The following is a 16,132-nucleotide window of genomic DNA, read 5'->3' as shown; positions in this document are numbered from 1 at the left end:
GTCAGGCTCCGTCCCACGCGGCGACGACCGCCAGCGCATCCCGTGTCGCCGCGACGTCGTGCACGCGGACCGCCCACGCACCCGCCCGCGCCGCCAGCGCGCTGGTCACCGCGGTGGCGAGGTCGCGTCGACGCGCACTGAGCGGATCCGGGCCGGAGACCTGGTGCAGCGCGTCCGCCAGCAGCCGCTTGCGCGACGTGCCGATGAGCACCCGGTGGCCGAGCCCGGCGATCTCATCGAGCCCGCGCAGCACCTCCCAGTTCTGCTCAGCGGTCTTGGCGAACCCGATGCCGGGGTCGACGATGATGCGCGACGGAGCGATGCCGACGGATGCCGCCGCCTGCACGCGCTCGCGCAGTTCTGCGCCCACCTCCCGCGCCACCCGCACGTACTGCGCGCGGGCGTACATGTCATCAGACGGTCCGCGCCAGTGGCCGATCGCGATGTCCGCATCGAGCCCCGCGACGGCGGGCAGCATCCGCTCGTCGGCCAGGCCGCCGGACACGTCGTTCACGATGCGGGCTCCGGCGCGCACGGCCGCGACGGCCGTGTCGGCGTTGAGCGTGTCGATGGAGACCGGGATGCCGGCATCCGCCAGCGCTTCGATGATCGGAAGCACGCGCGCCTGCTCGACGGTCGGCGCGACCCGGACGGCGCCGGGGCGCGTGGACTCCCCGCCGACGTCGATGACCGCCGCGCCCTGGGAGCGCATCAGGTGCGCCTGCGCCAGGGCCTTCTCGGGCTCGGTGTAGCGTCCGCCGTCACTGAAGGAGTCGGGGGTGACGTTGAGGATGCCCCAGATGCCGGTCATTCGTCGCCCCCTGGCCGTATGACACGGGTCCCTGAGTCGGGCCCCCGCGCCCCCGAGGCTCTGGACGCCGCGGAGCGGGGTTCAGAGTGGGGCGTGGGGATCGAAGAGCCGATCAGCGCGATCAGTTCCGCCCGTGCCGCCGGCTCGGTGAAGGCTCCGCGGGCGGCGATGGTGAGAGTGGATGCCATCGGCTGGCGTCCGCCGCGCATCGTCACGCAGCCGTGCTCCGCGTCGAGCACCACGAGCACGCCGCGGGTGTCGAGATTCTCGTCGATGGCGTCGGCGACCTGCTCCCCCAGCCGCTCCTGCACCTGAGGTCGAGCGGCGAGCGTCTCGACGACCTTGACCAGCGCACCGAGCCCGACGACCTGCTCGCCGGGAAGGTAGGCGATGTGGGCGACGCCCGCGAAGGGAAGCAGGTGGTGCTCGCAGACGGAGCGGAAGCGGATGTCGCGAAGCAGCACCGCACCCGAGGGAAGGGTGTCCGGCGCCGGGCCGCGCGAGACGCTGATGGTCCTCTCGAGATGGACCGCAGGGTCCTCGCCGATCCCGGCGAAGAACTCCGCATACAGCGCCCCCATCCGCGCAGGGGTCTGCCTCAGCCCGGGACGGTCCGGGTCCTCGCCGATCGCGTCGAGCAGCTCGCGGGTGAGCCGTTCGACGCGTTCCCTGTCGACGGACACGTCAGGCCGTCGCCGGTCGGGCCTGTCCGCCGGCGGCCTTCGGGCCCGCGGTGCGTGCCGTGCCGCCCTGGTCGGGCGTCTGCGCCGCGATGACCTCGGGACGGACGGGCACCTCGACCGGGGGCAGCGTGGAGACCGGTCGTTCGGTGCTGGACAGCCACTGGGGACGCTCCGGGAGCTTGCGCACCTCGGTGAAGATCTCGGCGATCCGGTTGTGGTCGAGGGTCTCCTCCTCGAGCAGGGCGAGAGCGAGGCGGTCGAGGATGTCGCGGTTCTCGCTGATGACCTGGTAGGCCTCGTTGTGCGCCTGCTCGATCAGCGCGCGCACCTCGTTGTCCACGCGCTCCGCGATGGTCTCCGAGTACTCGCGACCGCGACCCATGTCCCGGCCGGCGAACGGCTCGCCGCCCTCGGAGCCCAGCTTGACCGGTCCGAGCTCGGTGGTCATGCCGTACTCGATGACCATCTTGCGGGCGATGCCGGTGGCCTTCTCGATGTCGTTCGACGCACCCGTGGTGGGGTCGTGGAAGACGATCTCCTCGGCGACCCGGCCGCCCATGGCGTAGGTCAGCTGGTCCTGCAGCTCGTTGCGGGTGACCGAGTACTTGTCCTCGAGGGGAAGCACCATCGTGTAGCCGAGAGCCCTGCCGCGCGGCAGGATGGTGATCTTCGTGACCGGGTCGGTGTAGTTCATGGCCGCCGCGGCCAGCGCGTGCCCACCCTCGTGGTACGCGGTGATGAGCTTCTCCCTGTCCTTCATCACCCGGGTGCGACGCTGCGGTCCGGCGATCACCCGGTCGATGGCCTCGTCGAGGGCGCGGTTGTCGATCAGCTGCGCGTTGGAGCGCGCGGTCAGCAGCGCAGCCTCGTTGAGCACGTTGGCCAGGTCGGCACCGGTGAAGCCGGGAGTCTTGCGCGCCACGATCTCGAGTTCGACCGACTTCGAGAGCGGCTTGCCCTTGGCGTGCACCTCGAGAATGCGCTGGCGCCCCTTGAGGTCGGGCGCGTCCACGCCGATCTGACGGTCGAAACGGCCGGGACGCAGAAGGGCGGGGTCGAGGATGTCGGGACGGTTGGTCGCCGCGATCACGATGACGTTCGCGTTGGGGTCGAAACCGTCCATCTCGACGAGCATCTGGTTCAGCGTCTGCTCGCGCTCGTCGTTGCCGCCGCCCATGCCGGCGCCGCGGTGGCGGCCGACCGCGTCGATCTCGTCGATGAAGATGATGGCGGGGGCGTTCTCCTTGGCCTGGTTGAACAGGTCGCGCACCCGCGAAGCGCCGACACCGACGAACATCTCCACGAAGTCCGAACCGGAGATCGAGTAGAACGGGGCCCCCGCCTCACCGGCGACCGCGCGCGCGAGCAGCGTCTTTCCGGTTCCGGGAGGGCCGTACAGCAGTACGCCCTTCGGGATGCGGGCGCCGATGGCCTGGAACTTGGCCGGGTCCTGCAGGAACTCCTTGATCTCGTGGAGCTCCTCGATCGCCTCGTCCGCACCGGCGACGTCCTCGAACGTGACCGTCGGGGTCTCCTTGCTGACGAGCTTGGCCTTGGACTTGCCGAACTGCATGACCTTGCTGCCGCCACCCTGCATCGACGACAGCAGCCACCAGAAGAGCAGGCCGAGCAGCACGAGCGGCAGAAGAAGGGAGATGAAGCCGTCGAACCACGTCGCGCGCGGGACGACGTCGTTGAACCCGTCCTCGGGCGCGGCGGCATCGATGGCCTTGACGACCTGGTCTGCGCGCGCTTCGACGTAGTAGAACTGCACGTTCTTGGAGCCCTCGAACTCCTTCGAGAGCGTGAGGTCGACGCGCTGGTCGCCGTCGGTGTTGATGGCCTTGGTGACCGTGGTGCCGTCGAGCAGTTCGAGCCCCTGCTGCACCGTGACCTGCTTGGGCGCCGCCAGGTTCGAGATCAGCAGGAAACCGGCGAAGAGCAGCACGCCGATCAACGCCACGTAGATCAGCGGGTTCCGGGAGACCTTCTTCACATCCATGATGCGTTCAGCGTACCGTTCGGCTGCTTGCCCCCTGCTGTGCGTTCACCGACGGCGTACCCTCCCGCCTCCTCCCACGCGGGGCGGGAGTCCGTCAGCTGTAGACGTGCGGGGCGAGCACGGCGACGTCGCGCAGGTTGCGATAGCGCTCGGCGTAGTCGAGGCCGTACCCGACGACGAACTCCACCGGGATGTCGAAGCCCACGTACTTGCAGTCGATCTCGACCTTGGCCGCCTCCGGCTTGCGCAGCAGCGCGAGCACCTCGATCGACTCGGCGCCCCGGGACTGGAAGTTCTCCAGCAGCCAGCTCAGCGTCAGTCCGGAGTCGATGATGTCCTCGACGATGAGCACGTGCTTGCCGTGCAGGTCGGTGTCGAGGTCCTTGCGGATCTGCACCACACCGCTGGACTTGGTGCTGGCGCCGTAGCTGGAGACCGCCATCCAGTCCATCGGCGCGTGGAACGGCAGAGCCCGGGCGAAGTCGGCCATGACCATCACGGCGCCCTTGAGCACGCCGACCAGGATCAGATCCTTGCCCTCGTAGTCCGCGGTGACGCGCGCGGCCAGTTCGTCGAGCTTGGCGTGGATCTCCTCCTCTGTGACGAGGATCTGGGAGAGGTCTGCTGAGATGTCCGCTGCACGCATGTCTCGATTTTAGGCCGTGCCACCTGGGCATCCGGACGTCGCACTTTCCGGCATCCGCACTACTGCCCGACCGCGCATCCCCACTACTGTGAGCGGTGGAGCGGGCAGGCGCCTGCGGGGAAGGAAGACATGAACCTCGACGACATCCTCAAGCAGGTGCCCGTCGGCGACATCGCCGAGAAGTTCGGCGTGAGCCAGGACGTGGCCCGCCAGGCGGTGCAGGAGGGCGGCGCAGTCCTGCTGGGCGGCCTCGCCAAGAACGCCCAGACGCCCGAGGGCTCCTCCGCGATCGAGCAGGCGCTGAACCGTCACGGCGGGTTCTCCGGGGCCTCGAAGGTCGACGATGTGGATCAGGCCGACGGCGACAAGATCGTCAAGCACGTGTTCGGCGACAAGAAGGGCGAGGTCGTCGAGAGCCTCACCCAGAGCGAGAAGACGGCCGGCGGCATCGACTTCGGCAAGCTCCTGCCCATCCTCGCGCCCATCATCATGGGCGTGATCGCCAACGCGAAGGGCTCCTCGGGCTCCAGGGGCGGGCTCGGCGGCATTCTCGGCGGACTGCTCGGCGGCGGCCAGCAGGGTCAGGCCTCCGGCGACCAGGCATCCGGTGGCGGGATCGGGGACATCCTCGGCGGACTCGGCGGCCTGCTGGGCGGCGGCGGTTCGACCTCGGGCGCACAGGGTGGCGGCATCGGCGACATCCTGGGCGGTCTCTTCGGCGGCAAGAAGTAGCCGCACCCCACTCGGGTCGTCTCGGGACCGTTCCCGGGCCGAGACTCAAGCCCGGGCGGCGAACACGATCTGTCCCGCCGCGCGCCTCGCCGTGCACCCGGGCAGGTCGATCGGCCCCTGGCCCGACCAGTCGGTCACGAGCCGTGCGACCTCGAGGGTCTGCACCCGCGTGAGGCCGACACCGAACTCGCTGTCCACGACGAAGCGGATGATGCGGTTGCGCAGCGCGGCCGGGTTCGCCGCGAGCGCGGCGACACTGACCGAGATGCCCGCCTCGGCGTGCTCGACGATGTCCTCGATGGTCTCCCGGATCATGTCGTCGAACGCCTCGGCATCCTCCCGCAGCTGCTCGGCGGTGCGGGCGAGCGCCTCCGCGATGCCCGGCCCGAGCTGCTCCTCGATGACCGGCATCACCCGCTCGCGGGCGCGCACGCGGGCGAAGCGGGGATCGACGTTGTGCGGGTCGTCCCAGAACTCGAGTCCGGATGCCGTGCAGCTCGCGCGCGTCGTGACGCGTTTCACGCCGAGCAGGGGACGCAGCCACAGCATCCCGTCCTCGTCCCGCCGCAGCGGCGCCATCCCCTGCAGGCTCGCGGCGCCGGAGCCGCGGGCGAGGCCGAGCAGCACGGTCTCCGCCTGATCGTCGAGGGTGTGCCCCAGCAGCACGGCCGAGGCGTCGAGCCGTGCCGCGCACCGACGGAGGGCCTCGTAGCGTGCGGCGCGGGCTGCGGCCTCGAGCCCGTCGGGATGCTGCGGCGCGACCTGCACGGTCAGCACCTGCGCGTCGGCGCCGAGATCACGGGCCTGCGATGCGGCCCGCTCCGCCACGGCATCCGATCCGTCCTGCAGCGCATGGTCGACGACGGCGGCCGTCACCGAGATGCCGATCTTCGCCGCCTCGAAGACGGCGGCGGCAGTCAGCGCGAGCGAGTCGGCGCCGCCGGAGAGGGCGACCACGACCCGGCCCGCACGATGCGGGGCGAGGGCCGCGCGCACGGCGCGGCGGACTTCGGCGATGGCGGGATCCAGGGACGGCACCCCTCCACGGTACGGGCAGCCGGGTCCGACGATCAGGTCCCTCGCCGCGCGCGAGTAGGCTTGTCCCGGCATCCCAACCGACATCTCTCCCGAGGAGCACACGCATGGGCGCACACGACGCCGTCATCGAGATCCCGCGCGGCAGCCGCGTGAAGTACGAGGTCGACCACGAGACCGGCCGGGTCCACCTCGACCGCGTGCTGTACACGACCTTCGGCTACCCGGCCGACTACGGCTACTTCGACAACACGCTCGGAGAGGACGGCGATCCGCTGGACGTGCTCGTGCTGCTGGATCACGCCATCTACCCCGGCGTCGTGGTGAACGTGCGACCGGTGGCCGTGCTGAAGATGAGCGACGAGGCCGGCGGCGACGACAAGCTGGTGGCCGTGCTGTCGAAGGACCCGCGCTGGGAGCACATCCAGGACATCGGCGACCTGGCCGAGTACACCAAGAAGGAGATCGCGCACTTCTTCGAGCACTACAAGGATCTCGAGCCCAACAAGTGGGTCAAGGTCGACGAGTGGGGCGACGCCGCAGAGGCTCAGCGCATCCTCGACGAGGCCATCGAGCGCTTCGCCGCCGAAGGACACTGACCTTCCCGGTCTGGCCGACCCGGTCTCGCTGACGAAACCCCCGGTTCGCGCCGGGGTCTCGTCATGTCCGGACGGCGGATGACTACGGATGCGGAGCGGAGGCCTTCGCCTCGAGAAGAGCGCGTTCCCTGTCGTTGCCCGCGAGGCGTGCGGCGGCCAGGAACTCCGACCGCGCCTCCTCCTGCCGTCCGAGACGCAGCAGAAGCTCGCCGCGCGTGGCCGGCAGCAGGTGATATCCCCGTAGCGCTCCGGTGTCCGCCAGCGCGTCGACGATGCGCAGAGCGGATGCCGGCCCGGTGGCCATGGCGACCGCGGCGGCCCTGTTGAGTTCGACGACGGGCGAGGGCGCGATGCGGCTGAGCGCCTCGTACAGCACGACGATCCCGTCCCAGTCGGTGTCCTCGACGGAGGCGGCGATCGCATGCTGTTCGGCGATGGCCGCCTGCAGGCCGTAGGCCGTGCGCCCACCGGGAAGCGCGTCAGCCCGGGCGAGGGAGGCACGACCACGAGCGATGCGGCTGCGGTCCCATCGGGTGCGATCCTGATCGGCGAGCAGCACGGGATCGCCCTGGGCATCGGTGCGGGCGGGGAACCGGGCCGCGGTGAGTTCCATCAGTGCGAGCAGGCTGTGGGCATCGCGTTCCGCGGGGACCAGCGCGGCCAGCACGCGGGCGAGGCGGATGGCCTCCTCGGCCAGGTCAGGACGCATCCAGTCCGCCCCGCTGCTGGCTGCATGGGCCTCGTTGAAGATCAGGTAGAGCACTCCGAACACGGTGCCCAGCCGCTCAGGATACTCCTGCGCGGACGGCACGTCGAACGGGACGTGCGCGGCGGCGAGCGTGCGCTTCGCGCGGACGATGCGCTGCTGCACCGTTCCGACCGGCACCAGGAACGCGCGCGCGATCTGCTCGGTGCTCAGTCCGGCGACGACGCGGAGGGTGAGCGCCACGCGCGCCTCCCGCGCGAGCACCGGGTGGCAGGCGACGAACACCAGACGCAGCACGTCGTCGTCGATGGCATCCGGGTCCCACGGCTCGCGGTCCGCGGCATCGGCCTGCTCGCGTTCCAGGTCGTGGGCGAGCAGGGCGATCCGATCGTCGAGACGCTCCTGACGGCGCCAGCCGTCGATCGCCTTCCGCTTGGCCACGGTGGTCAGCCAGGCGGCGGGGTTGCGGGGCACGCCGGACTCGGGCCACTGCGTCAGCGCGTCGACGAGTGCCTCCTGCGCGAGGTCCTCGGCGAGCCCGAAGTCTCCCGTCATCCGCGTCAGGGTCGCGACGATCTTCGCCGACTCGATGCGCCAGACCGCAGCGATGGTGCGCTCCGTCGGAGAGCGCACCATCGCATCGTCGGAGTCGAGCATGTCACTGGTGCGCGCGCTCGACCTCTTCGCGCCAGCGCGCTTCCTTCTGGATCCACTCGTTGTCGGCGGGGAAGTCCTCCTCCGCGGTCACGCGGCGCACTTCCAGGAAGGAGCCGGGGCCGAGGGGTGCCCGCTTCGCCCACTCGGCGGCTTCTTCGCGGGTGGACACCTCGATGATCCAGAAGCCGTTGAACAGCTCCTTGGTCTCGCCGTAGGGACCGTCGGTGACCAACGGCGCTTCCGCGGAGAAGTCGACGACGAACCCCTCATCCGCATCTGTCAGGCCCTCGCCGGCGACCAGCACCCCGGCCTTGATCATCGACTCGTTGTACTTGCCCATGGCCTCGATGACCTGCTCGAACGGGATCTTCTTGAATGCCTCGACGCCCGCGTCGTCCGCCCGCATGATCAGCATGTACTTCATGATGTTCTCCTGTGTTCGGGATCGCTTATCGACCCTCTCACTGAAGACGTCGAACAGGAAGGCGTCAGATCGACAGCCTCCGAGAAATTCTCGAAGAGATTCTGAGCGCTGCTCGACAGTGCCGCGATGTCAGAGCGCGCCGCGCGCCGCCAGGAAGCCGTACGGGTTCGTCGTGCCGCCGTTGATGTACACCTCGAAGTGCAGGTGGCATCCCTGCGACGCACCGGTGTTGCCGGCGTAGGCAATCACCTGACCGGCGCTGACGTGCTGACCGTACGACACGGCGAAGCGGGCGATGTGTCCGTAGCCGGTCGCGACGCCGCCACCGTGCTGGATGCGGACGTAGTTGCCGTACCCGCCGTTGTAGAACGCCGCGTCCACACGTCCGGAAGAGGCGGCGTAGATCGCCGCGCCGCATCCGTTGGCGAAGTCCAGGCCCCGGTGGAACGTCGACCGCCACACGCCGTTCTCGAAGCGCGCAGGACGTGATCCGTAGCCCGAGGAGATCCGGCCGCCGTGCGGGCGTCGCCACGCGCCACCACCGCCACCCCCGCCGGAGCCACCACCGCCGGAGCTGCTTCCGCCTCCACCGCCGTGGTTGTTCTTGGCGGCTTCGGCTTCGCGGCGACGGCGCTCTTCCTCTTCGCGGCGTCGTCGAGCCTCTTCAGCCCGGCGGCGGCGCTCCTCCTCCTCCTTGCGCTTGCGCTCGCCCTCCTGGTACGCGGCGACCGTGGCGGCCGTGGTGTCCTTGAGGGCGGCGAGCTGCGCCTGAAGAGTGGTGAGGTTGTTCTGCTTCTCGTCGAGAGCGGCCTGCGCGGCATCCGCGGCCTGCTGCGCGCGGATCATCTTCTCTTCGGCGACCTTCTGCAGGCGGTCGCGCTCGTTGCGCGCGCTCTTGGCCTGGTCACTGAGCGACTGGGCGGAGTCGCGTGCTGCTGCCGCCTTCTCGGCGACCGTGCTGCTGTACTCGAGCAGCTGGTCCATGCTGCCCAGGCGCGAGAGCAGATCGTCGGCGCCCTGGGATGAGCCCGAGAGGAACACCTCGAGTGCTGCCTGGTCCCCGCCGTTGCGGTACAGCTGCGTGGCGACCTGTCCGGCCTGGCGCGAACTCTCATCGGCGATCTTCGCCTGATCGTCGGCCTGCTCCTGCAGTGAGTCGGCGCGGCCGGCGGCTTCGAAGAAGGCCTGCTGGGCGGCGTAGAACTCTTCGCCTGCCGCACGGGCGGCGGCTTCGGCGTCAGCGGCGCGCTGGGTGAGCGAGGCGATCAGGTTCTGGATGCGGGTGATCTCGGCGCCCTTGGCTGCCTCGTTCGACTTCGCCCGCTTGACGTCGTCCCAGCTGGGGTAGTCGGCGGCGTGGGCGACCTGAGCGCCGGTGGAGACACCGAAGGCGGTGAAGGCGAAGGCGCTGAGGGCGCCGACCGTGATCGCTCCGCGGCGGGTGACCTTGGAGGCAGGCCAGAGCGCGCGCCGCTCGTCTGGCGTGGGCGCGCAACCGCAGTCGTCGGATGCCGCGGCATCCGCGTTGGGAAAGTCGTTCACTCGGCCCCTTCCGCCGGTTTCACAAGTGCCACACTAACAACATTCGTCACATCCGCAACAGATCTGCTGATGTCTGCGGGCACAGGCGGCACTGCCATCGTCCTCCCGAAACGCCCGGGAAGGTAGAGGACCCGCCCTCGATTTCGTTTTTCGCCAGCGCTTCGCTTATGCTTGAGCGTCGGCAAGAGAACCCCCAGGGAGTCTCTGCGGCCCCATCGTTTAGCGGCCTAGGACGCCGCCCTTTCACGGCGGTAGCACGGGTTCGAATCCCGTTGGGGTCACTCTTACCGGTACAATTGAAAAGTTATGGCCCTGTAGCGCAGTTGGTTAGCGTGCCGCCCTGTCACGGCGGAGGTCGCGGGTTCAAGTCCCGTCAGGGTCGCTCTAAGCGAAGAGCCTTCTTTCGAGGAGGCTCTTCGTCTAGGACGCGACAGGCTCGCCGGTCGCACGGCTCTGTAGCTCAGTTGGTAGAGCGTTCGACTGAAAATCGAAAGGTCACCGGATCGATGCCGGTCGGAGCCACACGGATCATCATTACAGTGATCCCAGAAACCCTCGCCTAGCTTCTACATGGCGGGGGTTTTGCTTTGCCCTGATGAGGCGTGGTTTTGGGGGGCGCTCCCGCTGCGCGGTTGCGCGGGTCTCGTAGCCTGTCGAAGCACCGGACGTTGAGCGAGCGAAGCGAGACGAAACGCGGTCGCGGGAGCTGGTGCCGGGTTTGTGCCGGTAACGGATGCGCATCCGACCCGCCTCCGACGATGACCAACGACCCATCAACGGTTCGTTTGCCTGATGGACGTCGAACTAGATATCGACAACATGCGTTGCGCGGACTGCCTCTAGGTAACTACGCGATTCGACTCCACGCCTGAACCTATTCGACGCGTACGTCGTAGAGCGTTGCGGTGGAGTGAGCACGCTAAGAGTCACCGTCATCGGCGAGTACATCGCCACTCCCAACCGCAACCCGGGCTTCGTGCGCTCCTCTCTGATCTCGGCGACGATCCGCGCTATGCGGGCAACACCGCCGTTGCTCGCCGGTTCCCGCCGCACTGCTCCGAGCCGTCGATTCGAACCCAGTTCACTTGCACGTGCCCCTCGCGCACAACCGTTCCGGCTTCGTCCGTCAGCCGGTACCCCAAGATCGGCCCGCCGCCAAAGAAGCGGGCGGACCATCCGGTCTCGCTCGACCTGTTTAAATCCTGAAGGGCGACGTCGTCCGGTTGGTGACTCGTGTCCGTCTGCGCAGGGTCAATCGGCGGCTTGGGTACGCACCTTTCGCCATCGCAGACATCGAGCATCAGACCGGGTCGAGGATGCTCCATAGTGATCGTCACGGTGCTCGAGTACGCGACAGCGGGACAGGAAACATCCGTGAACGGACTGCAGGCGGTCAACACTGCCAGCCCTGCCGCGAAAGATACAGCAGCTCTGGCGATCTTTCTGCGCATGAGGTGAGGCTAGCCGACTCCCGGGCCGCGGAAACGTATTACCTCAAGGGCATCTCCCCGAGATTGATGAAGCACTCGAGAAAGCGCTTGATGACCCAAAGCTTGCTGCATGGCATCAGACACGAGCGGTGTGGTTGAGATTCACCACTCCGATCACCCCGTCGAGTTCAGCCCTGGTTCCCCGCTTCGGCGCAACGACCTGTGAGAAACTGCGGTCCGCGCGCTCCTCGGCATCTCAAGCACACTGCATCACCGCCATGGGGCTCCCTGAATCGGATCGCACCGCCGCGAGCATCTCGAACGCTAGTGTGCTGTCTATGCCGCTTGATCTCAGCTATCCCGCCGTGCTCGACCAGTTCGGACGACACCGAGTGCCCGGCCGAACAGACTCCCGCGCGTTTTTGGGCTGGTTCCTTGAGAACTACTTCCGACTTGAGGCACTCACCGTTGAAGACTCAATCTGTGACGGCCCCGACGACAAAGGCATCGACGGGATCTACGTCGATGACACGTTGGAAGTGGTCTACGTGCTTCAGGCGAAGCTCCTTCAGAACCCATCGAAGACAGTTGGCGACGGAACGCTGCGAGACTTCTCGGGCGCAATCCAGCAGTTAACCACCCCAGAGGGAGTTGAAGCTGTGGCGGGCTCCACGGGAAACGTGGAGCTCAAGAACCTCCTCGCGGACGCGGACGTTGCAGCAAAGGTCAAGGCCGGTTACGAGGTCCGAGGGATCCTACTGACGAATGCTCCGCTCGACGCCAACGGCCTAAACTTCGTGGCCGCCCATGGCGCTATCACGGCATACGATGCTGATCGCCTCCAGAAGGACTGGCTCCCTCTCGGTGATACTGAGCCCGTCGAGAAGGAGGTCACATTTCACCTAGATAGCTTGGGCCACATCACCTACAAAACTGAGGCCGCAACCGCGCACTTCGTGTCATTGCGAGGCTCCGAACTTGTCCAGATGGCAGGGATCGAGAACCAAGCACTTTTCGCTTGGAACGTACGCCAATCCCTCGGTCGGACCAAGGTCAACCGCGCGATCGCCACAAACGTCCAGACGCAGCCCGAACACAAGAACTTCATGCTCTATCACAACGGTCTCACCATCCTGGCGCGCACAGTGCACCTCGACGAGGAGAACGACACTCTCACGATCGACCAGTACAGCGTCGTGAACGGTGCTCAGAGTTTGTCGACCTTGAATGAAAAGAAGGATTCGCTGAGCAACGACCTTCGGCTTCTCGCACGGGTCGTCGAACTTGACCCGGCGTCGGACCTCGCAGGGATGATCACCCGCAACAGCAACAACCAAAACTCCATCGGCGCCCGCGATCTCCAGTCAAACTCTGTAATCCAGAAGCGGTTGAAAGAGGACTTCAAGCGCTCCTTCGGTGACCAGTTCGACTACGAGGTTAAGCGTGGTGAGGCTTCGACAGCGGCGCGCGTCATCACAAATGAGGACGCAGCCAAGGTTCTCCTAGCCTTTGACCTCGAGCAGCCTTGGAGCTGCCACCAGTCCTATCGGTATTTCGACGACCTTCACGCCGACATCTTTGGTCGTCCGGTGGTTACCGCAGGGCGAATCGTTGCGCTGATCGCAGTCCGCGATGCGGCGATCGAAAGCCTTGCAGCTCTGGATAACCAGCTCGTCGCCCGTTACTCAGTCACACCGTACTTCTTGATGTACCTACTCAAGCAAGCCCTCAAGATCGATGACGTCGGCGAGGAATTCTGCAAGGACCCCAGCGCCTTCCTTGCCGAAAAGGGCTACGCCGCTGTCGCAGCGGTGATCAAACGTGTTGCCGATGATCTTGTCGTAGATCTCAACTCGGAGATTGAAGAGCGAGACGAAGCCGGAAACCCGTTCGACCACAAGCGCGAGCTTAAGAGCCCAACCGCGGTTCGGGCGCTCAAGCAAGCCGTGATTCCGATCTACCAGAAGGCCGTTCAGCGGAATCGCGCAACTTCATTCGCTGAGGAGTGGAACGCCGCAGAGTCGAGCGAACCCGCATGACTTTGTGCCGGTCCCGTGCAGGTAGCTCCGCTGAAACCACCCCAAACCAGCCGCGACCAACGATGACGACTTCCGCGGAATCACGCGGCGAACGGCGACCAACAAGCACACGATGCCTCGCCGCATCCAACTGAAAATCGAAAGGTCACCGGATCGATGGCGGTCGGAGCCACACGGATCATCATTACAGTGATCCCAGAAACACTCGCCTAGCTTCTACATGGCGGGGGTTTTGCTTTGCCCCGATGAGGCGTGGTTTCTGCGTCTGCAGAGCTCGGTCCCTGAGCCTTCGCTCTGTTCGATTCCGCCCAGTTGTTCGCAGCCCGTTGGCGCAAGCCAACCGAACCTCGAGCCGACGCAGAGCACGTTTCGAACACCCAGATATGGTCGCGTCTATGACCTTCGAATCCCAGGTCACCCTGTTCTGGATCCTCAACATCACGATCAGCGTGCTTGCGGTCGTCATCGCCTGCCTGCTGCTGTATCTCGTCATTCGCATGGGAGTCTTCCACGGACTCCGTGCGCACACCCGGTGGATCGACAGCGGAAAGGACTACGAACCCGCGGAGAAGTTCATTCCGCGACGGTGACGGCGCTGCCCTGCCCCAGCACCCCGCGAGAACTCGATGGTGCTCACAAGCGTGCGCGGCCCCCACCTGCTCCTATGATGAGCGAGAAGCTGCTCTGAGCAGTGGAGGCGACCTGATTGAGGGGCATGACGGTTCGCCACATTGGAACGTGCGCGGTGCGCACCTGACAGCCAGCCTTCCCGCGTTCTGAACAGCGCTCGGGCGTGCGGGCAGAGCGGTTGACAACAGATGACGAACACGCCCACTGCCGGATGGTACCCGGACCCGACGGATAGGACGCGGATGCGCTGGTGGGACGGCAATGTGTGGGGCGATCAGGTTCAGCAGCTGCCGTCGGCACCATCTGCTGTGCAGTTGCTCCCTCCGCCCACTGGGGACTCAGTGCTCGTGGTCGGGGGAGGACAGAGCGCGGCGACGGGGACGAAGAGGAAGCTGCCGGCGTGGGCGTGGATCGTGATCTGCGTCGTGGCGCTGGGGATCGGCATCTTGCTCTCGCCGATCTTCACGGTGCTGTGGTTGGTCGTGCTCATCACTGGGCTCGTCGCACTGGTGAAGAACACGCCCACCTGGCTGCGATTCTCCAACCGCAAGGTCGCCACCGTCGTCACAGCGATCGCCGCGGTCTGCTTCCTGCTCACCGGCAGCGTCGCCAACGCCGTCATCGGAGACAGCACCAGCAAACCGGCATCTCTCGCCCCAACGCTGGCAGCTCCCAAGGCACCTGAATCTGAGTCAGCGACGCCGACCGCGACGCCCTCCGCAACCCCTACGGCGTGGGACGAGGACGCAGAGCCGGTGCCGTTCGCCGGCGACGCGTCGACGATCGCCGACACCTCGAGCACGGAAGGCATGGCCGCGCTGAAGGTGCTGGCAACTCTGCCTGTGAAGGGCCGCGCCGCGAAGACCGGGTACTCGCGCGATCAGTTCGCCCAGCGCTGGCTGGACGTGGACCGCAACGGCTGCGACACCCGCAACGACATCCTCGCCCGCGACCTGACGGATATCACTCGCTCAGGCACGTGTCGGGTACTCACCGGCATGCTCGCAGATCCGTATACGGCGCAGTCGATGAGCTTCGTGCGCGGGCAGGGCACCAGCGAGCTCGTCCAGATCGACCACGTCGTCGCCCTCTCGGATGCCTGGCAGAAGGGTGCCCAGCAGCTCACTGCCGACCAGCGCGCGACGTTCGCGAACGATCCGCTGAACCTGCTCGCCGTCGACGGCTCGGCCAACGCGCAGAAGAGCGACGGCGACGCAGCGACATGGCTGCCGAAGAACAGGGAATTCCGCTGCGCGTACGTCGCACGCCAGGTCGCGGTGAAGGCGACCTACGGTCTATGGGTCACACGGGCCGAGCACGACGCGATCGCACGGGTCCTGGGCGCATGCCCCGACGAGCAGGTGCTCACCTCGACGTTCGCGAAGGTTGAACCGGTGAAGCAGGAGACTGCGCCTGTGAAGGAGCAGCCTGCTCCCGCTCCGGCACCTGCTACCCCGGTTCCGTTCGTGCCCGCTCCGGCGCCTGCTCCGGTCGAGAAGGCGCCCGTCGCTCCCGCGCCTGCTCCGGTCGAGAAGGCGCCCGTCGCTCCCGCGCCGGCTCCGGTCAAGAAGGCGCCGGTCGACGTCTACTACGCGAACTGCACCGCGGTCCGTGCCGCGGGAGCGGCACCGATCCGTGCCGGCGACCCCGGATACTCCTACAAGCTCGATCGCGACAAGGACGGCATCGCCTGCGAGTAGCAAGAGCCCTGCTCCGGTGCGGCGTATCGAACACGTCACACCGGAGCAGTGCCAGCTCGCTGGGTCAGCCCAGCCTCAGCTGGTCGGGTCAAGCTCCTGGTGCTCGACGATCCACTTCTGAAGACGCGGGTACACCCAGAACGAGTAGATGCCGATCGTGATGATGCACAGGAAGAACCACTTGATCCACATGCCGAACAGCCGCGGCGCCGTTCCGGTGAAGCGCAGGCGCTGACCGTTGATCCACGTGTGCTTCGTCTTCCAGCGGTAAGTCATCACGACCGCCCACGGGTAGCAGATGCCGAGCGTGATGAGCGTGATGAAGAAGCCGCCGATGCCGACGCCCAGCCAGCCGGCGGCGCCGCCGGTGAAGCCGAACTGCAGCTGCGGCAGACGCGAGTTGGTCGGGACGGCGGGCCCGGCAACGGTGCCGACGGGAGAATTCTCGATAGGTACAGACATGGTGCGGCGTTCCTTTCGTGCTGCTGGGTGCAGC

15 protein-coding genes and 3 tRNA genes are annotated in these 16,132 nt (G+C 66.9%); 8 read left to right on the top strand and 10 right to left on the bottom strand.

Annotated elements, in window-relative coordinates:
- Position 1 precedes the first annotated feature (1 nt).
- From folP to hpt, 4 genes are all read right to left on the bottom strand, one after another.
- A complete protein-coding gene (gene folP, locus ACFQY2_RS05095) occupies positions 2 to 811 on the bottom strand; it encodes a dihydropteroate synthase (RefSeq protein WP_378744558.1) in 810 nt (269 codons plus the stop codon).
- On the bottom strand, positions 808 to 1,494 hold the full coding sequence (gene folE, locus ACFQY2_RS05090) for a GTP cyclohydrolase I (RefSeq protein ID WP_378744557.1): 687 nt from the start codon (positions 1,492 to 1,494) through the stop codon (positions 808 to 810). Before folE ends, folP begins: the two co-directional genes overlap by 4 nt.
- A gap of 1 nt (position 1,495) precedes the next feature.
- The gene (ftsH, locus tag ACFQY2_RS05085) at positions 1,496 to 3,496 is read right to left on the bottom strand and encodes an ATP-dependent zinc metalloprotease FtsH (RefSeq protein WP_378744556.1); all 2,001 of its coding nucleotides are present in this window, start codon (positions 3,494 to 3,496) and stop codon (positions 1,496 to 1,498) included.
- Positions 3,497 to 3,590: 94 nt separating this feature from the next.
- Positions 3,591 to 4,142 (bottom strand): hypoxanthine phosphoribosyltransferase, encoded by a 552-nt coding sequence (hpt, locus tag ACFQY2_RS05080; protein ID WP_378744555.1) that lies wholly within the window; start codon positions 4,140 to 4,142, stop codon positions 3,591 to 3,593.
- Between the two features lie 129 nt (positions 4,143 to 4,271).
- Here hpt and ACFQY2_RS05075 point away from each other — a divergent pair, with 129 nt between their 5' ends.
- The gene (locus tag ACFQY2_RS05075) at positions 4,272 to 4,874 is read left to right on the top strand and encodes a DUF937 domain-containing protein (protein ID WP_378744554.1); all 603 of its coding nucleotides are present in this window, start codon (positions 4,272 to 4,274) and stop codon (positions 4,872 to 4,874) included.
- A gap of 45 nt (positions 4,875 to 4,919) precedes the next feature.
- On the opposite strand, the gene tilS is transcribed toward ACFQY2_RS05075, so the two are convergent.
- A complete protein-coding gene (tilS, locus tag ACFQY2_RS05070) occupies positions 4,920 to 5,912 on the bottom strand; it encodes a tRNA lysidine(34) synthetase TilS (protein ID WP_378744553.1) in 993 nt (330 codons plus the stop codon).
- 104 nt (positions 5,913 to 6,016) lie between these two features.
- Here tilS and ppa point away from each other — a divergent pair, with 104 nt between their 5' ends.
- A complete protein-coding gene (gene ppa / locus ACFQY2_RS05065; protein ID WP_378744552.1) occupies positions 6,017 to 6,508 on the top strand; it encodes an inorganic diphosphatase in 492 nt (163 codons plus the stop codon).
- An 82-nt stretch (positions 6,509 to 6,590) separates the two neighbouring features.
- On the opposite strand, the gene ACFQY2_RS05060 is transcribed toward ppa, so the two are convergent.
- The 3 genes from ACFQY2_RS05060 to ACFQY2_RS05050 all read right to left on the bottom strand — a co-directional run bounded on the left by ACFQY2_RS05060 (position 6,591) and on the right by ACFQY2_RS05050 (position 9,837).
- A complete protein-coding gene (locus ACFQY2_RS05060; RefSeq protein ID WP_378744551.1) occupies positions 6,591 to 7,871 on the bottom strand; it encodes an RNA polymerase sigma factor in 1,281 nt (426 codons plus the stop codon).
- A 1-nt stretch (position 7,872) separates the two neighbouring features.
- Positions 7,873 to 8,295, bottom strand: coding sequence for a YciI family protein (locus ACFQY2_RS05055; RefSeq protein WP_378744550.1), 423 nt, complete (start codon positions 8,293 to 8,295; stop codon positions 7,873 to 7,875).
- Between the two features lie 129 nt (positions 8,296 to 8,424).
- Positions 8,425 to 9,837: a M23 family metallopeptidase gene (locus ACFQY2_RS05050; RefSeq protein WP_378744548.1), complete on the bottom strand. Its 1,413-nt coding sequence runs from the start codon at positions 9,835 to 9,837 to the stop codon at positions 8,425 to 8,427.
- A gap of 208 nt (positions 9,838 to 10,045) precedes the next feature.
- On the opposite strand from ACFQY2_RS05050, the gene ACFQY2_RS05045 reads away from it, so the two are divergent.
- The 3 genes from ACFQY2_RS05045 to ACFQY2_RS05035 all read left to right on the top strand — a co-directional run bounded on the left by ACFQY2_RS05045 (position 10,046) and on the right by ACFQY2_RS05035 (position 10,359).
- Positions 10,046 to 10,118: transfer RNA gene (locus ACFQY2_RS05045), tRNA-Glu, on the top strand.
- 27 nt (positions 10,119 to 10,145) lie between these two features.
- Positions 10,146 to 10,219: transfer RNA gene (locus ACFQY2_RS05040), tRNA-Asp, on the top strand.
- 67 nt (positions 10,220 to 10,286) lie between these two features.
- Positions 10,287 to 10,359: transfer RNA gene (locus ACFQY2_RS05035), tRNA-Phe, on the top strand.
- A gap of 488 nt (positions 10,360 to 10,847) precedes the next feature.
- Here ACFQY2_RS05035 and ACFQY2_RS05030 read toward each other — a convergent pair.
- Positions 10,848 to 11,288: a hypothetical protein gene (locus ACFQY2_RS05030; RefSeq protein ID WP_378744547.1), complete on the bottom strand. Its 441-nt coding sequence runs from the start codon at positions 11,286 to 11,288 to the stop codon at positions 10,848 to 10,850.
- Positions 11,289 to 11,605: 317 nt separating this feature from the next.
- Between ACFQY2_RS05030 and ACFQY2_RS05025 the strand changes: the two genes are divergently transcribed.
- The 3 genes from ACFQY2_RS05025 (at position 11,606) to ACFQY2_RS05015 (ending at position 15,636) form a co-directional block, all read left to right on the top strand.
- Entirely contained in the window at positions 11,606 to 13,306 is a 1,701-nt protein-coding gene (locus tag ACFQY2_RS05025) for an AIPR family protein (protein ID WP_378744546.1), read from the top strand.
- 395 nt (positions 13,307 to 13,701) lie between these two features.
- Entirely contained in the window at positions 13,702 to 13,896 is a 195-nt protein-coding gene (locus ACFQY2_RS05020; protein ID WP_378744545.1) for a hypothetical protein, read from the top strand.
- A gap of 228 nt (positions 13,897 to 14,124) precedes the next feature.
- Positions 14,125 to 15,636 (top strand): DUF1524 domain-containing protein, encoded by a 1,512-nt coding sequence (locus ACFQY2_RS05015; RefSeq protein ID WP_378744544.1) that lies wholly within the window; start codon positions 14,125 to 14,127, stop codon positions 15,634 to 15,636.
- 75 nt (positions 15,637 to 15,711) lie between these two features.
- Here the strand turns inward: ACFQY2_RS05015 and ACFQY2_RS05010 are convergent, their stop codons facing one another.
- Positions 15,712 to 16,098 carry a DUF898 family protein gene (locus tag ACFQY2_RS05010; RefSeq protein ID WP_378744543.1) on the bottom strand — a complete coding sequence of 129 codons (387 nt, stop codon included), beginning with the start codon at positions 16,096 to 16,098 and terminating at the stop codon, positions 15,712 to 15,714.
- Between the last annotated feature and the right edge of the window lie 34 nt (positions 16,099 to 16,132).

Origin of the sequence: Microbacterium sp. GCM10027623, assembly GCF_042666935.1 — a bacterium.
Taxonomy (GTDB): domain Bacteria; phylum Actinomycetota; class Actinomycetes; order Actinomycetales; family Microbacteriaceae; genus Microbacterium.
Note: the sequence above shows the minus strand (reverse complement) of the source record. Positions and strands in the feature narration are given on the sequence as shown.